This is a genomic window from Pedobacter sp. ok626 (genome assembly GCF_900100435.1).
GTDB lineage: Bacteria > Bacteroidota > Bacteroidia > Sphingobacteriales > Sphingobacteriaceae > Pedobacter.
Genome location: NZ_FNEX01000021.1, coordinates 1 through 17,681 on the forward strand (window position 1 = coordinate 1; position 17,681 = coordinate 17,681).

The 17,681-nt window shown below is 37.9% G+C and carries 21 protein-coding genes; 13 read left to right on the top strand and 8 right to left on the bottom strand.

The genetic code is table 11. The features are described from left to right. Positions 1-240: 240 nt before the first annotated feature. Both BLS35_RS23650 and BLS35_RS23655 read right to left on the bottom strand, forming a co-directional pair. A complete protein-coding gene (locus BLS35_RS23650) occupies positions 241-1,071 on the bottom strand; it encodes a sulfurtransferase (RefSeq protein WP_090786026.1) in 831 nt (276 codons plus the stop codon). 145 nt (positions 1,072-1,216) lie between these two features. Continuing rightward, the gene (locus BLS35_RS23655) at positions 1,217-1,864 is read right to left on the bottom strand and encodes a hypothetical protein (protein ID WP_090786028.1); all 648 of its coding nucleotides are present in this window, start codon (positions 1,862-1,864) and stop codon (positions 1,217-1,219) included. A gap of 186 nt (positions 1,865-2,050) precedes the next feature. Between BLS35_RS23655 and BLS35_RS23660 the strand changes: the two genes are divergently transcribed. Beyond that, the gene (locus BLS35_RS23660; protein WP_090786030.1) at positions 2,051-2,920 is read left to right on the top strand and encodes a hypothetical protein; all 870 of its coding nucleotides are present in this window, start codon (positions 2,051-2,053) and stop codon (positions 2,918-2,920) included. Here BLS35_RS23660 and BLS35_RS23665 read toward each other — a convergent pair. Both BLS35_RS23665 and BLS35_RS23670 read right to left on the bottom strand, forming a co-directional pair. After that, complete coding sequence (locus tag BLS35_RS23665) at positions 2,894-3,586, bottom strand: AAA family ATPase (protein WP_254779087.1); 693 nt, start codon at positions 3,584-3,586, stop codon at positions 2,894-2,896. The genes BLS35_RS23660 and BLS35_RS23665 overlap by 27 nt on opposite strands. A 56-nt stretch (positions 3,587-3,642) precedes the next feature. Further along, positions 3,643-4,179: a hypothetical protein gene (locus tag BLS35_RS23670; protein WP_090786032.1), complete on the bottom strand. Its 537-nt coding sequence runs from the start codon at positions 4,177-4,179 to the stop codon at positions 3,643-3,645. Positions 4,180-4,796: 617 nt separating this feature from the next. Here BLS35_RS23670 and BLS35_RS23680 point away from each other — a divergent pair. Continuing rightward, positions 4,797-5,243 (top strand): Hsp20/alpha crystallin family protein, encoded by a 447-nt coding sequence (locus tag BLS35_RS23680; RefSeq protein ID WP_090786036.1) that lies wholly within the window; start codon positions 4,797-4,799, stop codon positions 5,241-5,243. A 101-nt stretch (positions 5,244-5,344) separates the two neighbouring features. Continuing rightward, the gene (locus BLS35_RS23685) at positions 5,345-5,602 is read left to right on the top strand and encodes a hypothetical protein (RefSeq protein ID WP_132226061.1); all 258 of its coding nucleotides are present in this window, start codon (positions 5,345-5,347) and stop codon (positions 5,600-5,602) included. Here the strand turns inward: BLS35_RS23685 and BLS35_RS23690 are convergent. Then, a complete protein-coding gene (locus tag BLS35_RS23690) occupies positions 5,599-6,039 on the bottom strand; it encodes a putative antibiotic biosynthesis monooxygenase (protein WP_254779090.1) in 441 nt (146 codons plus the stop codon). The two genes, BLS35_RS23685 and BLS35_RS23690, sit on opposite strands and share 4 nt — an antisense overlap. A 155-nt stretch (positions 6,040-6,194) precedes the next feature. Further along, positions 6,195-7,193 carry an NADP-dependent oxidoreductase gene (locus BLS35_RS23695; RefSeq protein ID WP_090786039.1) on the bottom strand — a complete coding sequence of 333 codons (999 nt, stop codon included), beginning with the start codon at positions 7,191-7,193 and terminating at the stop codon, positions 6,195-6,197. A gap of 50 nt (positions 7,194-7,243) precedes the next feature. Between BLS35_RS23695 and BLS35_RS23700 the strand changes: the two genes are divergently transcribed. Further along, positions 7,244-7,666, top strand: a complete 423-nt coding sequence (locus BLS35_RS23700) for a winged helix-turn-helix transcriptional regulator (RefSeq protein WP_254779092.1) — start codon at positions 7,244-7,246, stop codon at positions 7,664-7,666. Positions 7,667-7,921: 255 nt separating this feature from the next. After that, the gene (locus BLS35_RS23705; protein ID WP_254779096.1) at positions 7,922-8,410 is read left to right on the top strand and encodes a sterol desaturase family protein; all 489 of its coding nucleotides are present in this window, start codon (positions 7,922-7,924) and stop codon (positions 8,408-8,410) included. Here BLS35_RS23705 and BLS35_RS27935 read toward each other — a convergent pair whose 3' ends face one another. After that, entirely contained in the window at positions 8,411-9,856 is a 1,446-nt protein-coding gene (locus BLS35_RS27935) for a TlpA family protein disulfide reductase (RefSeq protein WP_165973397.1), read from the bottom strand. Positions 9,857-9,905: 49 nt separating this feature from the next. On the opposite strand from BLS35_RS27935, the gene BLS35_RS28310 reads away from it, so the two are divergent. The 8 genes from BLS35_RS28310 to chrA all read left to right on the top strand — a co-directional run bounded on the left by BLS35_RS28310 (position 9,906) and on the right by chrA (position 16,748). Beyond that, positions 9,906-10,028, top strand: coding sequence for a hypothetical protein (locus BLS35_RS28310; RefSeq protein WP_256375315.1), 123 nt, complete (start codon positions 9,906-9,908; stop codon positions 10,026-10,028). Positions 10,029-10,221: 193 nt separating this feature from the next. Continuing rightward, positions 10,222-10,437, top strand: coding sequence for a hypothetical protein (locus BLS35_RS28260; protein WP_254779099.1), 216 nt, complete (start codon positions 10,222-10,224; stop codon positions 10,435-10,437). 172 nt (positions 10,438-10,609) lie between these two features. After that, a complete protein-coding gene (locus BLS35_RS23725) occupies positions 10,610-11,392 on the top strand; it encodes an MbnP family protein (RefSeq protein WP_090786050.1) in 783 nt (260 codons plus the stop codon). 4 nt (positions 11,393-11,396) lie between these two features. Beyond that, on the top strand, positions 11,397-12,476 hold the full coding sequence (locus BLS35_RS23730; protein ID WP_090786052.1) for a cytochrome-c peroxidase: 1,080 nt from the start codon (positions 11,397-11,399) through the stop codon (positions 12,474-12,476). Between the two features lie 3 nt (positions 12,477-12,479). Next, on the top strand, positions 12,480-13,337 hold the full coding sequence (locus tag BLS35_RS23735; RefSeq protein WP_090786055.1) for an MbnP family protein: 858 nt from the start codon (positions 12,480-12,482) through the stop codon (positions 13,335-13,337). Between the two features lie 5 nt (positions 13,338-13,342). After that, positions 13,343-14,389: a cytochrome-c peroxidase gene (locus BLS35_RS23740; RefSeq protein ID WP_090786057.1), complete on the top strand. Its 1,047-nt coding sequence runs from the start codon at positions 13,343-13,345 to the stop codon at positions 14,387-14,389. Between the two features lie 2 nt (positions 14,390-14,391). After that, positions 14,392-15,318 (top strand): transporter, encoded by a 927-nt coding sequence (locus BLS35_RS23745; protein ID WP_090786059.1) that lies wholly within the window; start codon positions 14,392-14,394, stop codon positions 15,316-15,318. A 302-nt stretch (positions 15,319-15,620) separates the two neighbouring features. After that, positions 15,621-16,748, top strand: a complete 1,128-nt coding sequence (gene chrA, locus BLS35_RS23750) for a chromate efflux transporter (RefSeq protein WP_090786061.1) — start codon at positions 15,621-15,623, stop codon at positions 16,746-16,748. Here chrA and BLS35_RS27940 read toward each other — a convergent pair. Next, the gene (locus BLS35_RS27940) at positions 16,734-17,534 is read right to left on the bottom strand and encodes a DUF6266 family protein (RefSeq protein ID WP_090786063.1); all 801 of its coding nucleotides are present in this window, start codon (positions 17,532-17,534) and stop codon (positions 16,734-16,736) included. The genes chrA and BLS35_RS27940 overlap by 15 nt on opposite strands. Between the last annotated feature and the right edge of the window lie 147 nt (positions 17,535-17,681).

Genomic DNA, 17,681 nt, shown 5'->3' on the forward strand with positions numbered 1-17,681 from the left:
TACCCGCGTTGTGGGAGGCACATAAAGTAGTTTATCGAATTAGATAACATTTGTTATAGCGCATATTTAACCAGATCACTGATTAAACCTAAATCAGACAAGAAATGGTTCGAGAAGCGCCCAGTTGGGTCCACAAACAAAAAAGCCGTTTTTCGATAAGAAAAGCGGCTTTTTTTGTCTACACCTAAATCCCAGCATATAGACCTGTGGGAACTGAAACATACCATCGTAACAGCAAATCTAAGCCAAAATCATTTTCTTGTTATTCCTGCTCCACTCGCTCCAACTACCCACATACAATTTTGGCATCTCTAAACTCGCATAGTCCATCGCTAAGAGTGTATGACAAGCGGTCACACCAGAACCACAATGCACAATTACATTTTCAATTTTATAATCAGCTAGCGCTTTTGAATATTTTTCTTTTAGAATTTCAGGAGCTAAAAAAGCTCCATCAGCATCTAGATTCTCAGTAAAAGGAATATTTATTGCGTTAGGTATATGACCAGCAATTAAATCTATAGGTTCGGTTAAACCTGCAAAGCGATTCGCATCACGGACGTCAATAATTAAATGATTATCACTGTTGCCAGCAACCTCCACTTCATCTATTTCTGCCAATGGCAACTGCCATTCTGTAATTGGATATGACTCTGCCGGTTTCGCTGATGGAACCTCAGCATTCACAGCAAAGCCGGCTTTAATTGCAGCAGCATAGCCACCATTCAAAACCTGAACTTTTTCGTGACCTATTGACTTTAACATCCACCAGAATCTTGCCGCAGCATTAGATCCGTTTTTATCATCATAAACAATTACATGCGTATCTTTTGTAACACCGTATTTCCCTAAAAGCTGAGCAAAATGGCCAAAAGTTGGTAGCGGATGCCTACCACCAAGAGCGAAATCTTTAATATCGGCCAGATCAGTATTTAAATCTAAAAAAAAGGCGCCATTTAAGTGTTGCTCATCATATCTTGGTTTCGATCCTGCACTTACATCAAAAAGGATGAAATCGTTTTTATCTAGTATAACCAATTCCTCAGGTTGTATAATTGATGATAGTTTCATAGCATTTTTTTAATTGTGAATATATAAAAATAGGATTACTTATGTAGCCTGATAGACAACGAACTTGGTACCCTTATTGGTGTTAATTTTTTAAGAAATTACAGGATTCTATTACCACTTCGGCTCGTTTCCCGAAAAGTTACATTTATGGTTTTACGGATGTGCCCAAATATTTTGAAAAAAAACCATTGGTAATGTCAAATAAAAAAAATGAATAAAGAATAAAAGAGCCGGGAATAATGATGTAGGGATGCCAAAAATACAGATACCGCCAACCATAGCCACGGCTTTCATTTATATAGGTATAAACCAATATTCCTGCTGCCAAACCAATCAATAGTAGCAGCCCAATCACAATAAGTACTATGGTTTTGGTATTCCATTTCACCCCCTGCTCGTCAATTCCAATGTCTGTAGATTTAAATTCTCTGTCCAGCATAATCCCAGTGGTATTGCCCTCATCAAAGCGGCGTTGATATGACTTTAAGTCCGCAAAATCAAACTCCTCCGAAACCGTTCCTTTTCTTTTTCCCCCATGCTCTAACAATCGAATAGTACCATTTTTTTTCAAAAGAAGATTAATCAAAAATTGCTTGATGTAATAAATAAATACGATGAACCAAAGTGCTGTACCAAGGCCAAGCAAAACGAATGCTTCGCTGGCAGATGTATTAATCATCTGATAATCGCTTTGATGATGATTTCCTGCGTAATGGAGAATGAGTGGTAATCCAATCGTAAAAAACAACAAAAAGATGATCCAAAATATACTAAAACCATTCCAAAATTTCATAGAAACCAGTTTTTCAGAGATTAAAATAACGCTTTATTTTGTTAAATATAGGTAATATTTTATTCGCGAAACGTAGAATTTTATATGTAAACAGAGTTTATTATACCTTATCGGGTATAACTTGATGTGTTGTAACTTAAATGTATTTTATTTCATTAGCAGATTATAAATTTTAGATTTGGCGATATGCAATCATCATTATTACTACTGTTTTGTGTGTTATCCATATTTGCTAAAGCCCAGGAAAAACCTGCAGCCTACGCCTTGGATGAGGAGTATAATTTATGGAACTTCCGGAAAGCAGATACCGCTTATATTTTTGCAGATCTAGCCTATATCCGTGACTACCCAAATCTTGAGGCACGAGTAATTGATTCTTTAACACAAGGAAATCAAGTTATCATTAAAAGCGCTGCATACCGTGGTAATACCATTAGAGGCTTCTATGCCCCATGGCATGAGGTTATTTATATGAAAGATAATCAACAAAAAAAAGGATTTGTTTGGTTAGGGCTTTTAGCTCTTAATGGTTCTAAGAATAATGAAGGGGAATTGTTTATTTGTGGTTTCAAGAAATTTAGACCTTCTACAGCATATTCTTCCTCCTATTATGAATCGGAATTGAAAATTTTCGATAAAGAACAAGTGTTCATTACAAAAGAGATTTTCCATGCTAATATAAATGGTCAGTCGGGAATAGAGACCAAAATATTGCCTGGAATGGGCTTACAAAATATCAAAAATATTCACCGCTTAGGTTTTCTAGGCGAAGCATGTGGCATTGCAAGTCAGTATTATTACTTTGCCTGGAATGGGACCAACCTCATTCATTTTCCCGAAAAAATGTCTGTGTCTGATGCCGGTGTTTTTTATCACCAGGAGAATATCTTTTTCCCGTCCGAGCACAAAGGTGATCCATCAATGATCTACAAAAACATTATTGAGGCCGAAAATACCAGCGAGAATCTGGATGCTCCAAAATATAAAGAAACAAAAAGTCAGAAAAAATATACTTGGGACGGAAAGTTTTTAAGTGAAATCATAACAATGAAATAGTATTTTTTTAACAAAATCGGCTCTTTTTGCAGGAGCTAAGCGTGGTACTTCAATCAAATCATAATTTAAACATTCATAAGTATCTTTTATTACATGATATGTTTCTTTAGCTAGCTGAAAATCTTGTTTTCGCTCACTATCCATTTTATATATTTCTTCCCAAGGAGGGAGGATAAAAACTATTTTATTGTATCTGTACTTATTTACAATGCGATCTAAATTCTCATCATAATCAAAGCTCATTAGGCATTCATAAGCATAGGTGTCTGGAATACCACGGTCAAAAAAATAAAGATCAGGGGCATCTAGTAGTTTGACATAATCCCGAACAGAATGTGAAAGCATTAATTTAGAATATTCTTTTGCATTTTTCCAAGGTAGGGCCTGGCCATTATTTTTTAATTGATCTTTGATAATCTCTCTGGCTATTTCAGGAATGCAGTTCATTTGCTTCTTTTGCAACTCATTTATTAAAGTTGTTTTGCCAACTCCTGGGCCACCGGTTATGATGTGAAAATTGTTTTTTATAATCATATTATATGTTTTTGTTAGATAGCTTTTTTCTATAAAATAATTAGAAGGGGGAGTATTCCGTTTGAAAACAATGGTTCTGGAATTACCATATGAAGATTTAAAGGCATATACTCGTTCAATATAATAACCCATGTGGTCTCGGATAGAAATTATAAATATAAGACAGCAGTTTGCTGTAGATCTGACTCCTAATTCTCTAGAAAGATGTCGGCAAGAAACTTTTGTTGTTTTTCTTCATCCCAGATTTTTGAAACTGTAGAAAGATTATACCCATATCCATTTTTTGCACCTAATAAGAAAGTGGTTGTTTTATATTTTTGACCAGAAAGTTGCCATAAAATATAACCTTGATCTGATTGATCTTTAAACAATTTACTATTCAAGCCTTTTTGTGTCCAGTAATCATTTTCCCATTTATAGTATGCGCTTGAAAATTCCTTATTGCTATTGTTTTTGACGTAAAAGTCAAATTTGTTCTGTGGCGCTTTCGCGATGATCAGCAAGGTAGAGTCTGCATTTCTAAAGAAATGTTGTTTGCTACTTTGATTATATGCTATTTTATGCCACTTACCAGGAAAAACGATATTTCCATTGGGTATTATCACTAAAGTAGTTTCATCTTTCTTTTTATTGTAATTGTCTGCAATGATGAGTGACCGTTGTGATTTGGCAATACTAAAGACCGAAATCAGCAATATCGTGATTATGAATTTAAAAGATTTCATTTAAGGTATCTTATACTAGTATTCGTTTATGTCCTAAATATAATTATTTTTCCCTTCACGCGGAATGCATCTTCTGTGTTTGGCATTTGTATATACCAGGCCTACTTAATTCTCATTGAGCAGCATCCAGGAAGTTCCGAATTTATCGCGGAGCATGGCAAAGCGGTTGGCGAAGGGAGTTTTCTCCATTTTCATGAACACTTCGCCTTCACTGGACAATAGGCTATAGATGTGTTCAGCTTCTTCCGGTGTCTCAAGAACTAGTGTTAGGTAGACACTGCGCATGGCTTCAGTATGAGGGATATCGGCCCCTCTCACTTTTGTGTCACCTATTTACGACAAAAATAGGGTGTATCTCTACCTTAATTTACTGTGAGTTAGCTTTTGATGACAGGGAAAGGTCGATATGATCCTTCGCCGTTTCTTTTTGGCTGGGTCGGAATGAATTTTTGACATTTCGAATCTGAAATTTTTTCATTTTTTCTGCAAAATTTTCAGATGATTCAGGTTAAAACTGCTTTGGCATTTCATTGGATATACCTTGTACGAACACGAAGTTCAAGTTTAATTAATTATAAGTTTTAATCATTAAAAATCAACTTAAGGAGGACAGACCTATGACACTGGTTAAATTTAATCCAAATGGCAATGTGAAGAAAAATGGCCTGATGACTGGCTTTGATGGCGTTTTTGATTCTATTTTCACTGACACTTTCTTTTCTGATCGAATGATGGCGCGTGTGCCTGCAGTCAACATCAGTGAGAGTAAAGACAACTATCATCTGGAGCTTGCGGCTCCGGGTCTGAAAAAGGAAGACTTTAAACTTTCTTTGGAAAGGAATGTGCTGAATATTTCTGTAGAGCGGAGTTCGGAAGACGGTGTTCAGGAGCGCAATTATAATAAACGGGAATTCAGCTACAGTTCGTTTGTGCGTTCTTTCACACTGCCTGATGCTGCGGATGAGAATGGAATTGAAGCGAAGTATGTGGATGGGGTATTGTGCGTTGATATCGCTAAACGTGAGGAGGCTAAAATGCAGAGCCGCCAGATTGAAATCAAGTAATGCGTTTTTGATTTATACCAATACAATGAGCTGCCTTCGGGTGGCTCTTTTATTTCAATTTGTTTATTGTTATGGAAACAAGCTATGAAATATCTCTGAACATGAAAACACTTAAAGGCATCGAAACTTATGGTTGTTTTCACCTTGGTAATGACGAGGCTTTTGCCCGGAGGCTTTACGCTTCCCTGCTTGCAGACCATGAGGTCTCTGTTGATTCGGTGATTACTATAGATTTGGTAAAGCGGGAGGGTGGTGTACCTTTCCCTCAGGGGCTGCGGCATTGCAGTTATGAACAGCTTTCAGCGAATATACGGCTGATCACCAAAGAGGTCTTCAAATATCTGAATTTGGATATTTAGGTGTGAATTTGTTGTGTGTTTTTTGTCCTGGTTAGCCAGGCTTTCAGAATTTTAGTAACCATTGGCATCACTACCCATGTCAATATGCCGACCATGAATGTGGCAGTTATGAGTAACCTAAATGGTGTTGGCAGGTCTTTTAGTAACGAGCCGGTAGCGTAATACAGAAAAAGGCTCGTTGGAAATACGCCGCATAAGGTTGCAATTGCCATCTTCCATCTTGGTGGTGGAGTTGAGGAACGAAACCATGCCTCCAGACCTGTTAGTTGCCTGTAGACAGCCGGTTCAGTGAGGGTGGAAGCATAGGCTTCCCAGCTGTTGAACTGCTCAGAATTATAAAATGCATCCCGTTCTTTTTCGTCTTTAAAAGTTCTTAAGATGCCAATTTCGTTAGTGTCCGCCCCTGGAAAGGAGGAAATGATTGCTGCCCCATGCACGCCGTCATGGATAAACGATTGCCCTAGAAAATTCCGTAGGGAATCTTTGAATTCCTGTTCTTTCCCGGGAAGGATTTTGCGCGTGATTGCAACGTGTATGGCCATGGTTTTCCATAGCATATTGTGCATGGACTTAAATTTTTTAAACATTGTAGTTATACAGTTGCAATTTTCATGATTAATTTTCGTCCTTTCGTTTCATTTTTACGGAGAATTTGATGCGCTTTCTCTACCGTAGTTACATTTAATGCCCCAATAACTTCAATTTTGGGCGCCCTTATAGATCCATGTTCTAGTAATTCAGCGATTTTGTTTAAACCATCTTGATAATAATCGAATTTTTTGATGAGGGATGGGGCATAGTTCGATATGTTAAGAATAGTAGTGCCATTGTTGAATAGAATTTCCCTGGATTCAGTAGTCGAAAGGGCAGTTACATCTAAATATGTACCATTCACTTTTACAAGCCTGGCAGAAGTTTCAGCCATTTTATTTCCAACAAGGTCGACTACAAAATCAAATTTCATTTGCTGGTTAAATGATAATGCTGATGATTCGATATCGGTCGTTTTATAATTGATGATTTGGCTCCGATGGAGGCCAATTTCCATTAAATCGGCTACACTTTCCTGATTTCCTGCTGTTACAATAAAATTCTGTATGCCATTATACCAAAGTATTTTGATCAGCATGGTGCCCACGGCGCCTGTAGCTCCCGATATAAATAGGCTATCTGTTTTCTTGACTTTCATTCTGTTAAAACATTGCAACGCGGTTAAACCTGCAGAAGGTGTTCCTGCTGCTTCTTCAAAAGAAACTGAGTTGGGTTTAAACGCAACAATTGTCTCAGGAACGCAGATATATTCTGCATAGGTGCCATTGGAACCCATATTTCCGGAACCACAGAATACCGCATCCCCAATCTTAAAATCTGTAGCCGATGCTCCAACGGCTTTAACAATACCAGAAAATTCCCTTCCTAAAATAGGAGAATGTAATAGTTTTCTTTCCATTTCATTCTCCCGCATTTGATAATCAATAGGGTTAAAACCTGAGGAAATAATTTTGATAAGTAATTCATTTGCTAAGGGTGATGGCTCAGTTATGGTTTCCAGATGTAACTCGCCTAGATCATTTAATATAATTGCTTTCATTTTACCTGATTTAATAGTCAAATGTAAAGCCATTATGATTTACATTTGTCATGGGTATATTAGAGGTTAGTACTTACCTATATGAAAGCACCATGGCAATGATAAATGAGAAAGGTATACTTAGGGAAGCTAAGTGTACCGAAGAGTTAATCGCAATGCGCGATAGTCTTGAGGTATTGGGAGGTAAATGGAAACTAATGATCTTAAGGTTTTTAACTAATAGAACAGATCATGTTATTCATTTTAATAAAATGGAACGTGAAATTGAGGGAATATCTGCGAAGATGCTGAGCAAGGAACTGAAGGACCTGGAAACAAACCTGTTAATTAGCCGAAATATCCAGGAAACCAGACCTGTTACGATAGCTTATGCTATTACAGAATACGGAAAAACGGTATTACCTGTTACCGAAATGTTGGTTCAATGGGGCCTTAATCACCGCGAAAAAATCATTTCGTCAATTCAACCTTAGTACGAAAAATCAATATGTGTTAACGTTTAAATCACCAGCGCTTTGACTTTTCTGTTATTTTTTGAAAATCTGTCTTGGTTGGAATGGATTATTTTCAGTTTGATATCTAATACATTTTTGTATTTGTTTTCGATTGGGGTTTACCTTTTTATTGATAAAACCTGTTCGAAGCATAAGATTCAAACGACTGATCATCCTTTTCTAAAATCTGACTTGTATGTAAGTTTTTTAACCTTATTTCTCAATAGCGTCGTGATGTTGATTGGCGTTTATTTGTGGAAATCTGGATGGATTACATTAAACGAATCTAAAACTATCTTGACACTTCTTATTGAAACTGTAGCCATTATCTTGGTGATGGATCTGTTGATGTATATTTTCCATTACCTAGCGCATCATCCGTTTATTTATAAAATTTTACACCGCAAACATCACGAACATAAGAGTACTAATTTCTTGAGCCTTTTCGTGCTGCATCCACTTGAAACCTTAGGTTTCGGATTGATGATGATCTTTGTTTTTATGCGGTATGATTTTTCTATTTTTTCCATTACGATTTATCTGTTCATCAACTTAACTTGGGGAACTATCGGTCACCTAAACCGAGAATTCTTCCCAAGATGGACAGAACAATTATTTTTAGGGACTACAAAATTTCATAACCAACATCATTTAAACGAAAAAAGAAACTTTGGGTTTTATACTTCTATTTGGGATCGAATATTTGGAACGCATAAAGCTTAATTATAAACCAATTTTAAGCTCACTGATCAGTTGATTATAAAGCTGTTCTTTATCACTGGGTCTAAAGGTATTAGCATTAACAACCTTTCCTCTGCTGACTAAAACATAACGAGGTATGGCGTAGCCATTCTTACCAGCCCAAAATTTGTTCTTTAGGTCTTGTAATAACGCTTTATTGGTTCTGATGTGCCAACCTTCTAGATTGTAATATTTAATCATGGTTTTCCATTGTTCATCGGCTTCATCCTTATCTGTAGAAATGAAAAGTATATCAATGTCTTTAGACGTGAGGAACTGCTCTAGGTCTTTGTTATACCGAAATTCTTCTTTACATGGCCCGCACCAGGTTGCCCAAATATCTATAAAGACGGTTTTATCCTTAAATTGGCGAAGCAGCTGTTCAAATGAGTCAATCTTCCCATAATCGGCTATTATTTTTTGCTTTTGATTTAAACTAGTTTTTTTTACTTTATTAAATGCCTCAATCTGCGTTGCATGGGTTTGTAAATAGGGGGTGAAATGACTGCGAGGGTATTGCTTCTCAAAATCATTAAATAATTCAAGCAAAACAGGCTGAAATTTATTTTGCATCATTTCGTTCTGTAGAAAGCTTGCCATCAGGTATTCTCGCATTTTTCCGCTAAAGGTTGTTCCAAAGCATTGATACTTATACTTGAAGTAATCGTTTTCATTTTTAATATCTGACTTAATGCCTCTCTTTTGGGCTAAATAATATTGTAAATAGGTAAATACGTAGTAGTCGGCATGGTAATAAAAATCCGGGTTAAATGTATCCTGGATATTTGTTAACGGATGTTTTTTATAAGCATTTGTCCACATCGCATCTAATTCACTATTTAATTTTTTAGTTTCCGAAAAAACAATCATAGGAATGGCGGCCTCTATAATGACAGCATTAACATTCAAATAATTTTGTACCGCTTCATAAAAATTTAAAGAGATTTTTTTGGCGACCAATAAATCAGTAAAGGGTTTTAATTCTGCTTCTTTCTCTTGTTCAATTCGCTTTAGTAAGGCTACAGTATTTGTGTCATTTTTATAAAATGTCCTTGCTTTATCCTGATAAAATTGATTATCCCTTTTTGAGAAGAGAATTATCCCTTCCATATTTCGGTCTGTGTGCCTTAAAACATCCTTTTTGCCATAATCAAATACTATATTGGTAATTCCTGGCTCAATAATAAATGGATACCCATTGATTCTCAGCCAGGTAGTTTTATTAACTGTCAACGTATACTTAATTATACTGTCGATGCCATTTTTTTGCTCATCAACAGCTTCGGGAAACCACGTGCCATCAACCGGATGTTGAATTCTGACCTTGTTATTACTGGCATTTAAAACCTTAATTCTTAGTGTAGCTTGCTGCGCCTGTAAAATAAAAGGCATCAAACTAATGGTAAATAAAAATAGCAGCTTTTTCATAGTGTAAGATAAATAAATCAAGTGATGGATTAATTCAATCAGATTGTTTATGATTATAAATATTATTCTATTTAATAATTTCGAAACATTGGACGTTTTTGGTCTGGTAGAAATATTTGGAGAACTTCCGGATGTCATCTCAAATTCGTTCGCCTATATTGTAAAACTATAAATTTATAGTCTACCTTTGCCCCAAAATGATCAACCGCTTAATTGCTATAACCCTACTTTTAGCATTGATAAGTACTAACTTATCACGGTTTTTCGTGTATGCTGAATTTAAAGCCAATCAAAAATACATTGCCGCGGCACTTTGCGAGAACAGAGACAAGCCACAAATGCATTGTAATGGTAAATGTTACCTAATGAAAAAGCTTAAAGAGGCGGAAGAAAAAGAAAAGAAGCAGGAGGAGGCCAGCCAGAAAAAAGGAGGTCAAGATGCATTTGTTCTAAACAGTCCTTTGATCGTTTCGTTTTACGAATTCACTCCTAAAAAGAAAGAGCCGGCTTTCATTTCTTTCCAACTTCCTAAAATCAGTTCAGAAATACTTCATCCTCCACCTGCCAAGGTTTTTTCTTAATCACAGACTTATAATATAAAATGTAATCAGGTAATGCATATTCCGATAAATGGAATTGTATTGCTTGGCTTTTGCGTAACGTACATTATTGTAGCGTTGTGCGCTTACTAAATTTAATGGAGCGTTCGTAATTATCGAAAATGCTTCATCATCATAAATTATATACTTAAAAATGAAAAAATTATTATCTATCATAGGTTTATCTGCTTTATTATTTACTTCATGTTCAAAAGACAATGACACCATTCTTGTAGAAGCAGATGGTAAAGTAACAGTTTCTTTTGATGCCGTATTCGGGGCTCAGGATTTTGCGTTGAATAAAGACTTTACTTCCGGAACTAAGACCTTTAATTTCACTAAATTCAGATATTGGGTGAGTAATGTTGCCCTTGTAAATAGTAAAGGCGAAGCGTACCAAGTACCTAACTCATACTTTTTAGTAGAAGAAACCAGTGCAGTTCCTGTTCAGGAAGGAGCATTTACCTATCCGGCTACTAAGCGTGAAGATGTGGTTCTGCCAAATATCCCGCTGGGAGATTACAAAGCCATTAAATTCTCTATCGGTGTAGATCAGAAATACAATGATAATCTAAGTTTGCAAACAGCTGAACTTTCTCAATTAAACGGGATGACAAATGTTTCCTGGATGTGGATGACCAGTTATATTTTCTCTTCTGTAGGAGGTAAGGTGACTGAAAATGGCACATCGAAAACCTTGTTGGTAGAGACAGGTTTAAACGCAAATTACAAAACAGTAACAGTTGATTTACCTCAGGCAGTTAAAATTAGCTCTGCTAAGGAAACAAAGATCGTTTTGAATGCTGATGTGGAGAAAGCCATCGACGGTGTGGATGTGGTAACCAATCCTGTTGTTGGTGCTTCAAAAGCAACGATAATGGCCGCAGTAGCAACCAACTATTCTACAAAAGTATTTTCAGTTAAATCAGTAAACTAATCCAATGACTGGTAAGATCGCATTTTTGCGTATTACTGTCTGTATTCTTTTGCCGACTGCGGTTTCATCCTGTAAAAAGGATGTTCCCCTCGAAGAAATCAATCCGGTACCTCATGCTGTAAAGCTGGAGGTACCGGGTAACTTCCCGACAGTTGAACAGGATTTGGACAATCCTTTAACCGCTGAAGGTATTGAACTGGGCAGAATGCTTTTCTATGATGTGAGACTTTCTGGCAACAACAGGATTTCCTGTGCCTCTTGTCACCGTCAGGATCTTGCTTTCACCGATGGGCTAGCTTTGAGTACGATTGGTGTTTCTGGAAAAATGCTTGACAGGCATGCTCCTGCACTATTTAATCTGGCATGGGCAAAAACAGGATTGTTTTGGGATGGTGGTTCAAAAAACCTCGAATCTCAGGCATTTGGACCTTTGACCAGTGCCGATGAGATGCATCAGGATCTTTTGGTATTAGAGGCTGAACTGAAACAGGTTCCAGATTATGTAACCAGGTTTAAAAAGGCTTTTAACGAAGATATTAAATCTGTAAATGTGGTTAAGGCATTAGCACAATTTCAACGTACGCTGATTTCCGGTACTTCCAGATATGATAAGTACAAAAGGGGAGAAGCAGGTGCCAGCCTTACAGCGACTGAATTGCTGGGTATGAACCTGCTGAACAGTAAATGTAAAGCTTGCCACAGTGGTGAATTGTTCACAGATGATGGTTACCACAACAATGGTATTGATGCAACATTCAGCGACGATCATGAAGGGATATATCAAGGCCGTTTCCGGGTGAGTTTTGATCCGAATGATATGGGCAAATTCAAAACACCTTCACTAAGAAATGTAATGCTCACTGCACCTTACATGCATGACGGCAGATTTAAAACCATTGATGAAGTATTGGATCACTATGAGTTTGGGATTAAAATCTCCCCCACCACAGATCAGTTGCTTTATCAGGATCAGACGGGCATTCCACTGTCAAAAATAGAAAGAGAGGCTATTATTGCCTTTCTGGCTGCGCTTACCGATCATGAATTTATCACAAACAAAAAAATGAATAACCCTAATCCATAAATTATGATACCTATAAATGGAAAAAAAATAAAATCAATGCTGCTGTTCAGCTTTATGCTGGTACTTGCGGCCTGCTCTAAGAAAGACAATCCTACGCCAGACTTTCAGGAAGAAAACCTTGCGCCGCTTTCGGTTGAATTCGACAATATTGTTGGAGAAAGGACATTAACTTTTGACAATACAGGCAGTCCTTACAAAAATGCAGCTGGCGAGCCCTTTACGGTATCCAGAATTCAGTATTTTATCAGCAACCTTAAGGTAACCACAGCAGCTGGAAATACCTATACCGTAAATCCAGACAGCAGTTATTTCTTGATTAAAGGTGATGACAAGGCTACCCGTTTTGCGAAGGTGAAAGTTCCCGAAGGCGATTATACCAATTTAACTTTCACATTAGGTGTGGATAGTTTGCGCAGTACCATGCCGATAGACAAACGTACTGGTGTGCTGGATCCGGCAGCGGGTGGTGGTATGGAAGATGGTGGCATGTACTGGGGATGGAACGGCGGATATATCTTCTTTAAATTTGAGGGTAATTCGGCGGTCATTTCAGATAACGTAAATGGAGATCCTACAGGTAAGAAGCAGATGAAATACCATATTGGCTTTTTTGGTGGCTACAGTGCACCAACATTGAATAACATCAAAGTTATTAATGTGGATTTAAGGACAGCGGGAATCGCTAAAGTGAGAAAAGACCGCCAGAGTAATATCCATCTTTTTGTAGATCTGATGAAGGTATTTAACGGTAAAAACGCTTTTAAAATAGCAGAGAAACCGAACGTGATGTTCGATGATTTTAGTGCTAAAATTGCGGCCAATTTCCCGGAAATGTTTAGGCATGACCATACTGAAAATTAAGTAACATGAACAAAAAACACTGGATCGTATTGTGTCTTTCTGGCCTTTTTATTTTGGCCTGCAAGAAAGACAATCCGATTAAAGAAGAGATAGAGCAGTTCCTGGGTTTTCGGAAGCCAGCGAACTTTCCTGAGCCTGTATATAATCTGGCCAATAATCCGGTTACCAAAGAAGGTTTCGAACTAGGTAGGGCTTTGTTTTATGAGCCTAGACTTTCACGAAATAATACCATTACCTGTGGTTCCTGTCATATTCAATCTTCTGCATTTACGCAGCATGGTCATGATGTGAGTCACGGTATTGATGATCGATTGGGAACACGTAATTCGCCGCCAATTATGAACTTGGCTTGGAATAAGGCCTTTATGTGGGGCGGTGGGGTTTATGATTTGGATCTGCAGCCGATCACACCCATTACTACCCATGAAGAAATGGACGAAAATCTGGAAAATGTGTTGAACAAGATCAGGGCACTACCTAAATATACAGCCATGTTTAAAGGTGCGTTTGGCACCGAAGAGGTCACAACTGCACGTTTCATGAAAGCCTTGTCTCAATTTATGCTAATGTGCGTCAGTAGCAATTCTAAGTATGACAAGGTGATGCGTAAGGAAGCTGGTGCAGCCTTTACTACAGATGAGCAGGCAGGCTATGTACTGTTTAAGGATAAATGTGCTTCCTGCCATTCCGAGCCTTTATTTACGGATGGTTCTTTCCGTAACAATGGTTTGGGAATTAGCACGATCAATGACAAAGGTTTATACGGAGCAACGCTGATCGAGACGGATAAGTATAAATTTAAAGTGCCCTCCTTAAGGAATCTGCAGTATACTGCGCCTTATATGCACGACGGCAGGTTTTTATCACTGGCTGGTGTGCTGGAGTATTACCATTCAGAAGTTCAGGCTACGCCTAATTTGGATCCGGTATTGAACCAGAACGGAAAGCTAGGCATCGCACTAAAAGAAGATCAGAAAGCTAAACTTACCGCATTCCTGAATACCCTGAATGATACGGAGTTTATCAATAATAAAATGTTATCAGAACAATAGATATGAAAAAGAAAATAATGATTGCACTGGTTCTGGTTATCACTGGTATAACTGCTACCCGTGCATGTGACATTTGTGGCTGCGGCGTTGGGAGCTATTATTTGGGTATTTTACCGGAGTACAATAAGCGTTTCATCGGCTTGCGTTATCAACATAAAACATTACGAACACACCTTGGCCCTTTCGGAGAACGCACGCCAATAACAGCCGATGAAACTTACCAGAGTGCAGAGCTTTGGGGAGGCTGGAATTTTGGAACCAGATTTAGGGTGCTGGCGTTTCTGCCTTACAATTTTAATAAGCGGGAAAGCCAGACTGGAAATGGCACTAAGACAGGTTTAGGAGATATTGCAGTAATGGGATATTATAAACTATTTGACCATAAAGGTACTTTGGGCGAACGCTTATTGGTTCAGTCTTTATGGATCGGTGGGGGAATTAAAGTGCCCACAGGGAAGTATGAACCTACAGAGCGTTTGGCTGTAAGTGAATCCCCGAATAATTTCCAGTTGGGAACCGCCAGTACAGATTTTACCCTTAATGCGGCATATGATATCCGCTATAATGATTTGGGACTGAATGCCAATGTCAACTACAAGATCAATACAGAAAACAAATATGAATACCGGTACGGTAATAAATTCACTTCAAATTTACTGGTTTATCATAAATTCAGGGTCGCTCAGAAAGTTACAGTTGCGCCTAATATTGGCGTACTATATGAAACGGCTGAAAAAGATGTGGAAAGTAAAAAATATGATGTGGCTGTTTCTGGGGGCTACTCTTTATCTGCTGTTGGCGGTGTAGAGGTTGCAATGAAAGGCCTTTCAGTCGGTGCCAATTACCAAAATGTACGGTCGCAGAATCTTGCAGGAGGCAGAGCATCTGCTGGAAACCGTGTCATGGTTCATATGTCTTTACCTTTTTAAAAAATAAAATTTTGTTGAAGATTTTATTTGATTAAACACGATCCTTAGTGTTGTGGCAATAAGATAGGCACTTTGGGGAAAATAAAAAAAGCATTCAAAGAGCGCGCGCCTTTTTGAATGCTTTGGTATTCCTGTAAGCTAGACTATGGGCAAGTAGCGCTTCCTTCTGCAATGCAGAACTGTAGTGAGGCCGGATTTTCGAAGCTTAAAAATTTAATTTTCATTGAGAATTAATTTAAAGTTATGGTTTACAAATGGTTAATTTGTGAAAAATAGATAATTTACATATGCCTTAGGTATTTATGACTCCAGACAATTTACGCCTTAAAGAAGTCGCTATTCTATTTTTAAAATTGGGGTGTATTGGCTTTGGTGGCCCTGCTGTTCACATTGCCATGATGGAACAGGAAGTAGTCAGAAAACGAAAATGGCTTAGCCAGGAATATTTTTTAGATCTGATTGGTGCTACCAATTTAATTCCAGGGCCAAATTCCACTGAAATGACCATGCATATTGGGCAGGAAAGAGCCGGATGGAAGGGACTAGTGGTAGCAGGGCTCTGTTTTATTCTTCCGGCAGTAATTATAACCGGAGGAATTGCTTTTGCCTACCAGACGTATGGAAAATTACCCGAAGTACAACCATTCTTATATGGGGTCAAACCTGCTATTATCTCTGTTGTAATTGCTATGATGCTTTCATTATCAAGGAAAGCACTAAAGTCACTTGAGTTAGGTTTGATCGGGATAGCTGCTGTTATATTGGCTATTTATGGGGTTAACGAGATTTATATCTTGTTTGGCGGTGGACTGATCGGGCTTTTAATACAGGTCTTAAAGAACCGGAAAAGTACTATGGAAAGTTTTATTCCACTTATTTTACTACCCGGATATAGGGGCGGATCCGCTGATTTTAATTGGAAAATATTTTGGATCTTTCTAAAGATCGGAGCTATTTTATATGGAAGTGGCTATGTACTTTTTGCGTTTCTGGATACAGAATTGGTGAAAACAGGACTTTTGAGTAAGCAGGAACTAATTGATGCCATCGCGGTAGGTCAGATTACACCAGGGCCTGTCTTTTCCGCGGCTACTTTTATAGGTTGGCAATTGGGCGGATTTATGGGAGCGGTTGCTGCAACCATAGGAATCTTTCTTCCTTCTTTTTTATTTGTTACTTTTTCAACTCCGTTAATACTTAAACTCAGGGAATCTAAAATGATGTCGGCCTTTTTAGATACAGTCAATATGGTCTCTATTGCATTGATTATAATTGTCTGTATCGAAATGGGCAAAGCCGCTATCGTGGACTGGCGAACTATACTTATTGCAATTGTTGGCTTCACTGTTACGAGCAAATTTAAACGCCTTAACAGCGCCTTTGTTATACTCGGGGGAGCTGGATTAGGATATGTTCTAAGTTTGATTTAATTGGTTAATAAATTGGCTTAATCCGATTATTTTTCCGTTTTCATGTAGTAATGAGGCTGTTTTTTCGGCATATTCTTTTCTGTTTAGTAAAACAACACAAGAATCAGGTTCTGTTGATCTTTCAATGGTGCTTAAATCCAATGTTTCCATAACAAGGTTGCCAAGGTAAATACTGTTGCTTAAACTTCTTCTGTCATCTGCAATAAAAGACATATAGACATGAAGTTTCATACCTTTTAGTTCTGCAGGTAATTCTAAAAAATCTGTCTCTTCTGTCATGCGTGCACCAGAAAACAGGTAATATGATTTTCCTGTTTCTTCTGCATAAACCAACAACATTGCACGTGCGCCTCTGTCGCTCCAGTTTAATGCGGTGTCGTAAGTCCAGTTAAAACGAACGCCATTGCCTTCGGCTGTTGCCTCTGGGTTTAATGGCAGTTCGATGGTTCCCTGAGTTAAACGCGCTGCAGCGTAGTTGATGCTGATGTTAGGATATTCGCCTTGAACTGCATGTAAGAGTTGGTAGGATTTCGCTGCATTGTTGGGCGAAATGGGTTTGCCCTGGGCAGCTTCTTCAAAGCCTATTCGAACATAATCCGTCATACTGTTGACGAAATTATTCACTACTTCCATTCTCTTCCTTTGAATTTTCTCTTTTGGGCTTGGGGGACTCGTACGCTTTCTTTTCTTTGACCTAACATAAGCTACTCCATACCTTACATAACCCTCTACTGGACCGAGATTACCATTGAAGCCACCCAAAATACCGTTATTAATTCTTGCCATAGTTTTTTGTTTTTTTTCTAAAAGTATGCACTAAGCTGTTGATTGTCAACTCGCATGCTTTTGATTGCTTGCACTTTAAAGCAATTTAATTCACAATGTATTAACGGATGTTAAGCGGATACTACTCGGCTCCAGTCGGGCAATGTC

Bases quoted from the DNA above. Each gene is read 5' to 3' on its own strand.
- BLS35_RS23650 (WP_090786026.1), bottom strand. From the start codon at position 1,071: ATGAAACTATCATCAATTATACAACCTGAGGAATTGGTTATACTAGAT.
- BLS35_RS23655 (WP_090786028.1), bottom strand. From the start codon at position 1,864: ATGAAATTTTGGAATGGTTTTAGTATATTTTGGATCATCTTTTTGTTG.
- BLS35_RS23660 (WP_090786030.1), top strand. From the start codon at position 2,051: ATGCAATCATCATTATTACTACTGTTTTGTGTGTTATCCATATTTGCT.
- BLS35_RS23665 (WP_254779087.1), bottom strand. From the start codon at position 3,586: ATGGGTTATTATATTGAACGAGTATATGCCTTTAAATCTTCATATGGT.
- BLS35_RS23670 (WP_090786032.1), bottom strand. From the start codon at position 4,179: ATGAAATCTTTTAAATTCATAATCACGATATTGCTGATTTCGGTCTTT.
- BLS35_RS23680 (WP_090786036.1), top strand. From the start codon at position 4,797: ATGACACTGGTTAAATTTAATCCAAATGGCAATGTGAAGAAAAATGGC.
- BLS35_RS23685 (WP_132226061.1), top strand. From the start codon at position 5,345: ATGAAAACACTTAAAGGCATCGAAACTTATGGTTGTTTTCACCTTGGT.
- BLS35_RS23695 (WP_090786039.1), bottom strand. From the start codon at position 7,193: ATGAAAGCAATTATATTAAATGATCTAGGCGAGTTACATCTGGAAACC.
- BLS35_RS23700 (WP_254779092.1), top strand. From the start codon at position 7,244: ATGGGTATATTAGAGGTTAGTACTTACCTATATGAAAGCACCATGGCA.
- BLS35_RS23705 (WP_254779096.1), top strand. From the start codon at position 7,922: ATGTTGATTGGCGTTTATTTGTGGAAATCTGGATGGATTACATTAAAC.
- BLS35_RS27935 (WP_165973397.1), bottom strand. From the start codon at position 9,856: ATGAAAAAGCTGCTATTTTTATTTACCATTAGTTTGATGCCTTTTATT.
- BLS35_RS28310 (WP_256375315.1), top strand. From the start codon at position 9,906: ATGATTATAAATATTATTCTATTTAATAATTTCGAAACATTGGACGTT.
- BLS35_RS28260 (WP_254779099.1), top strand. From the start codon at position 10,222: ATGAAAAAGCTTAAAGAGGCGGAAGAAAAAGAAAAGAAGCAGGAGGAG.
- BLS35_RS23725 (WP_090786050.1), top strand. From the start codon at position 10,610: ATGAAAAAATTATTATCTATCATAGGTTTATCTGCTTTATTATTTACT.
- BLS35_RS23730 (WP_090786052.1), top strand. From the start codon at position 11,397: ATGACTGGTAAGATCGCATTTTTGCGTATTACTGTCTGTATTCTTTTG.
- BLS35_RS23735 (WP_090786055.1), top strand. From the start codon at position 12,480: ATGATACCTATAAATGGAAAAAAAATAAAATCAATGCTGCTGTTCAGC.
- BLS35_RS23740 (WP_090786057.1), top strand. From the start codon at position 13,343: ATGAACAAAAAACACTGGATCGTATTGTGTCTTTCTGGCCTTTTTATT.
- BLS35_RS23745 (WP_090786059.1), top strand. From the start codon at position 14,392: ATGAAAAAGAAAATAATGATTGCACTGGTTCTGGTTATCACTGGTATA.
- chrA (WP_090786061.1), top strand. From the start codon at position 15,621: ATGACTCCAGACAATTTACGCCTTAAAGAAGTCGCTATTCTATTTTTA.
- BLS35_RS27940 (WP_090786063.1), bottom strand. From the start codon at position 17,534: ATGGCAAGAATTAATAACGGTATTTTGGGTGGCTTCAATGGTAATCTC.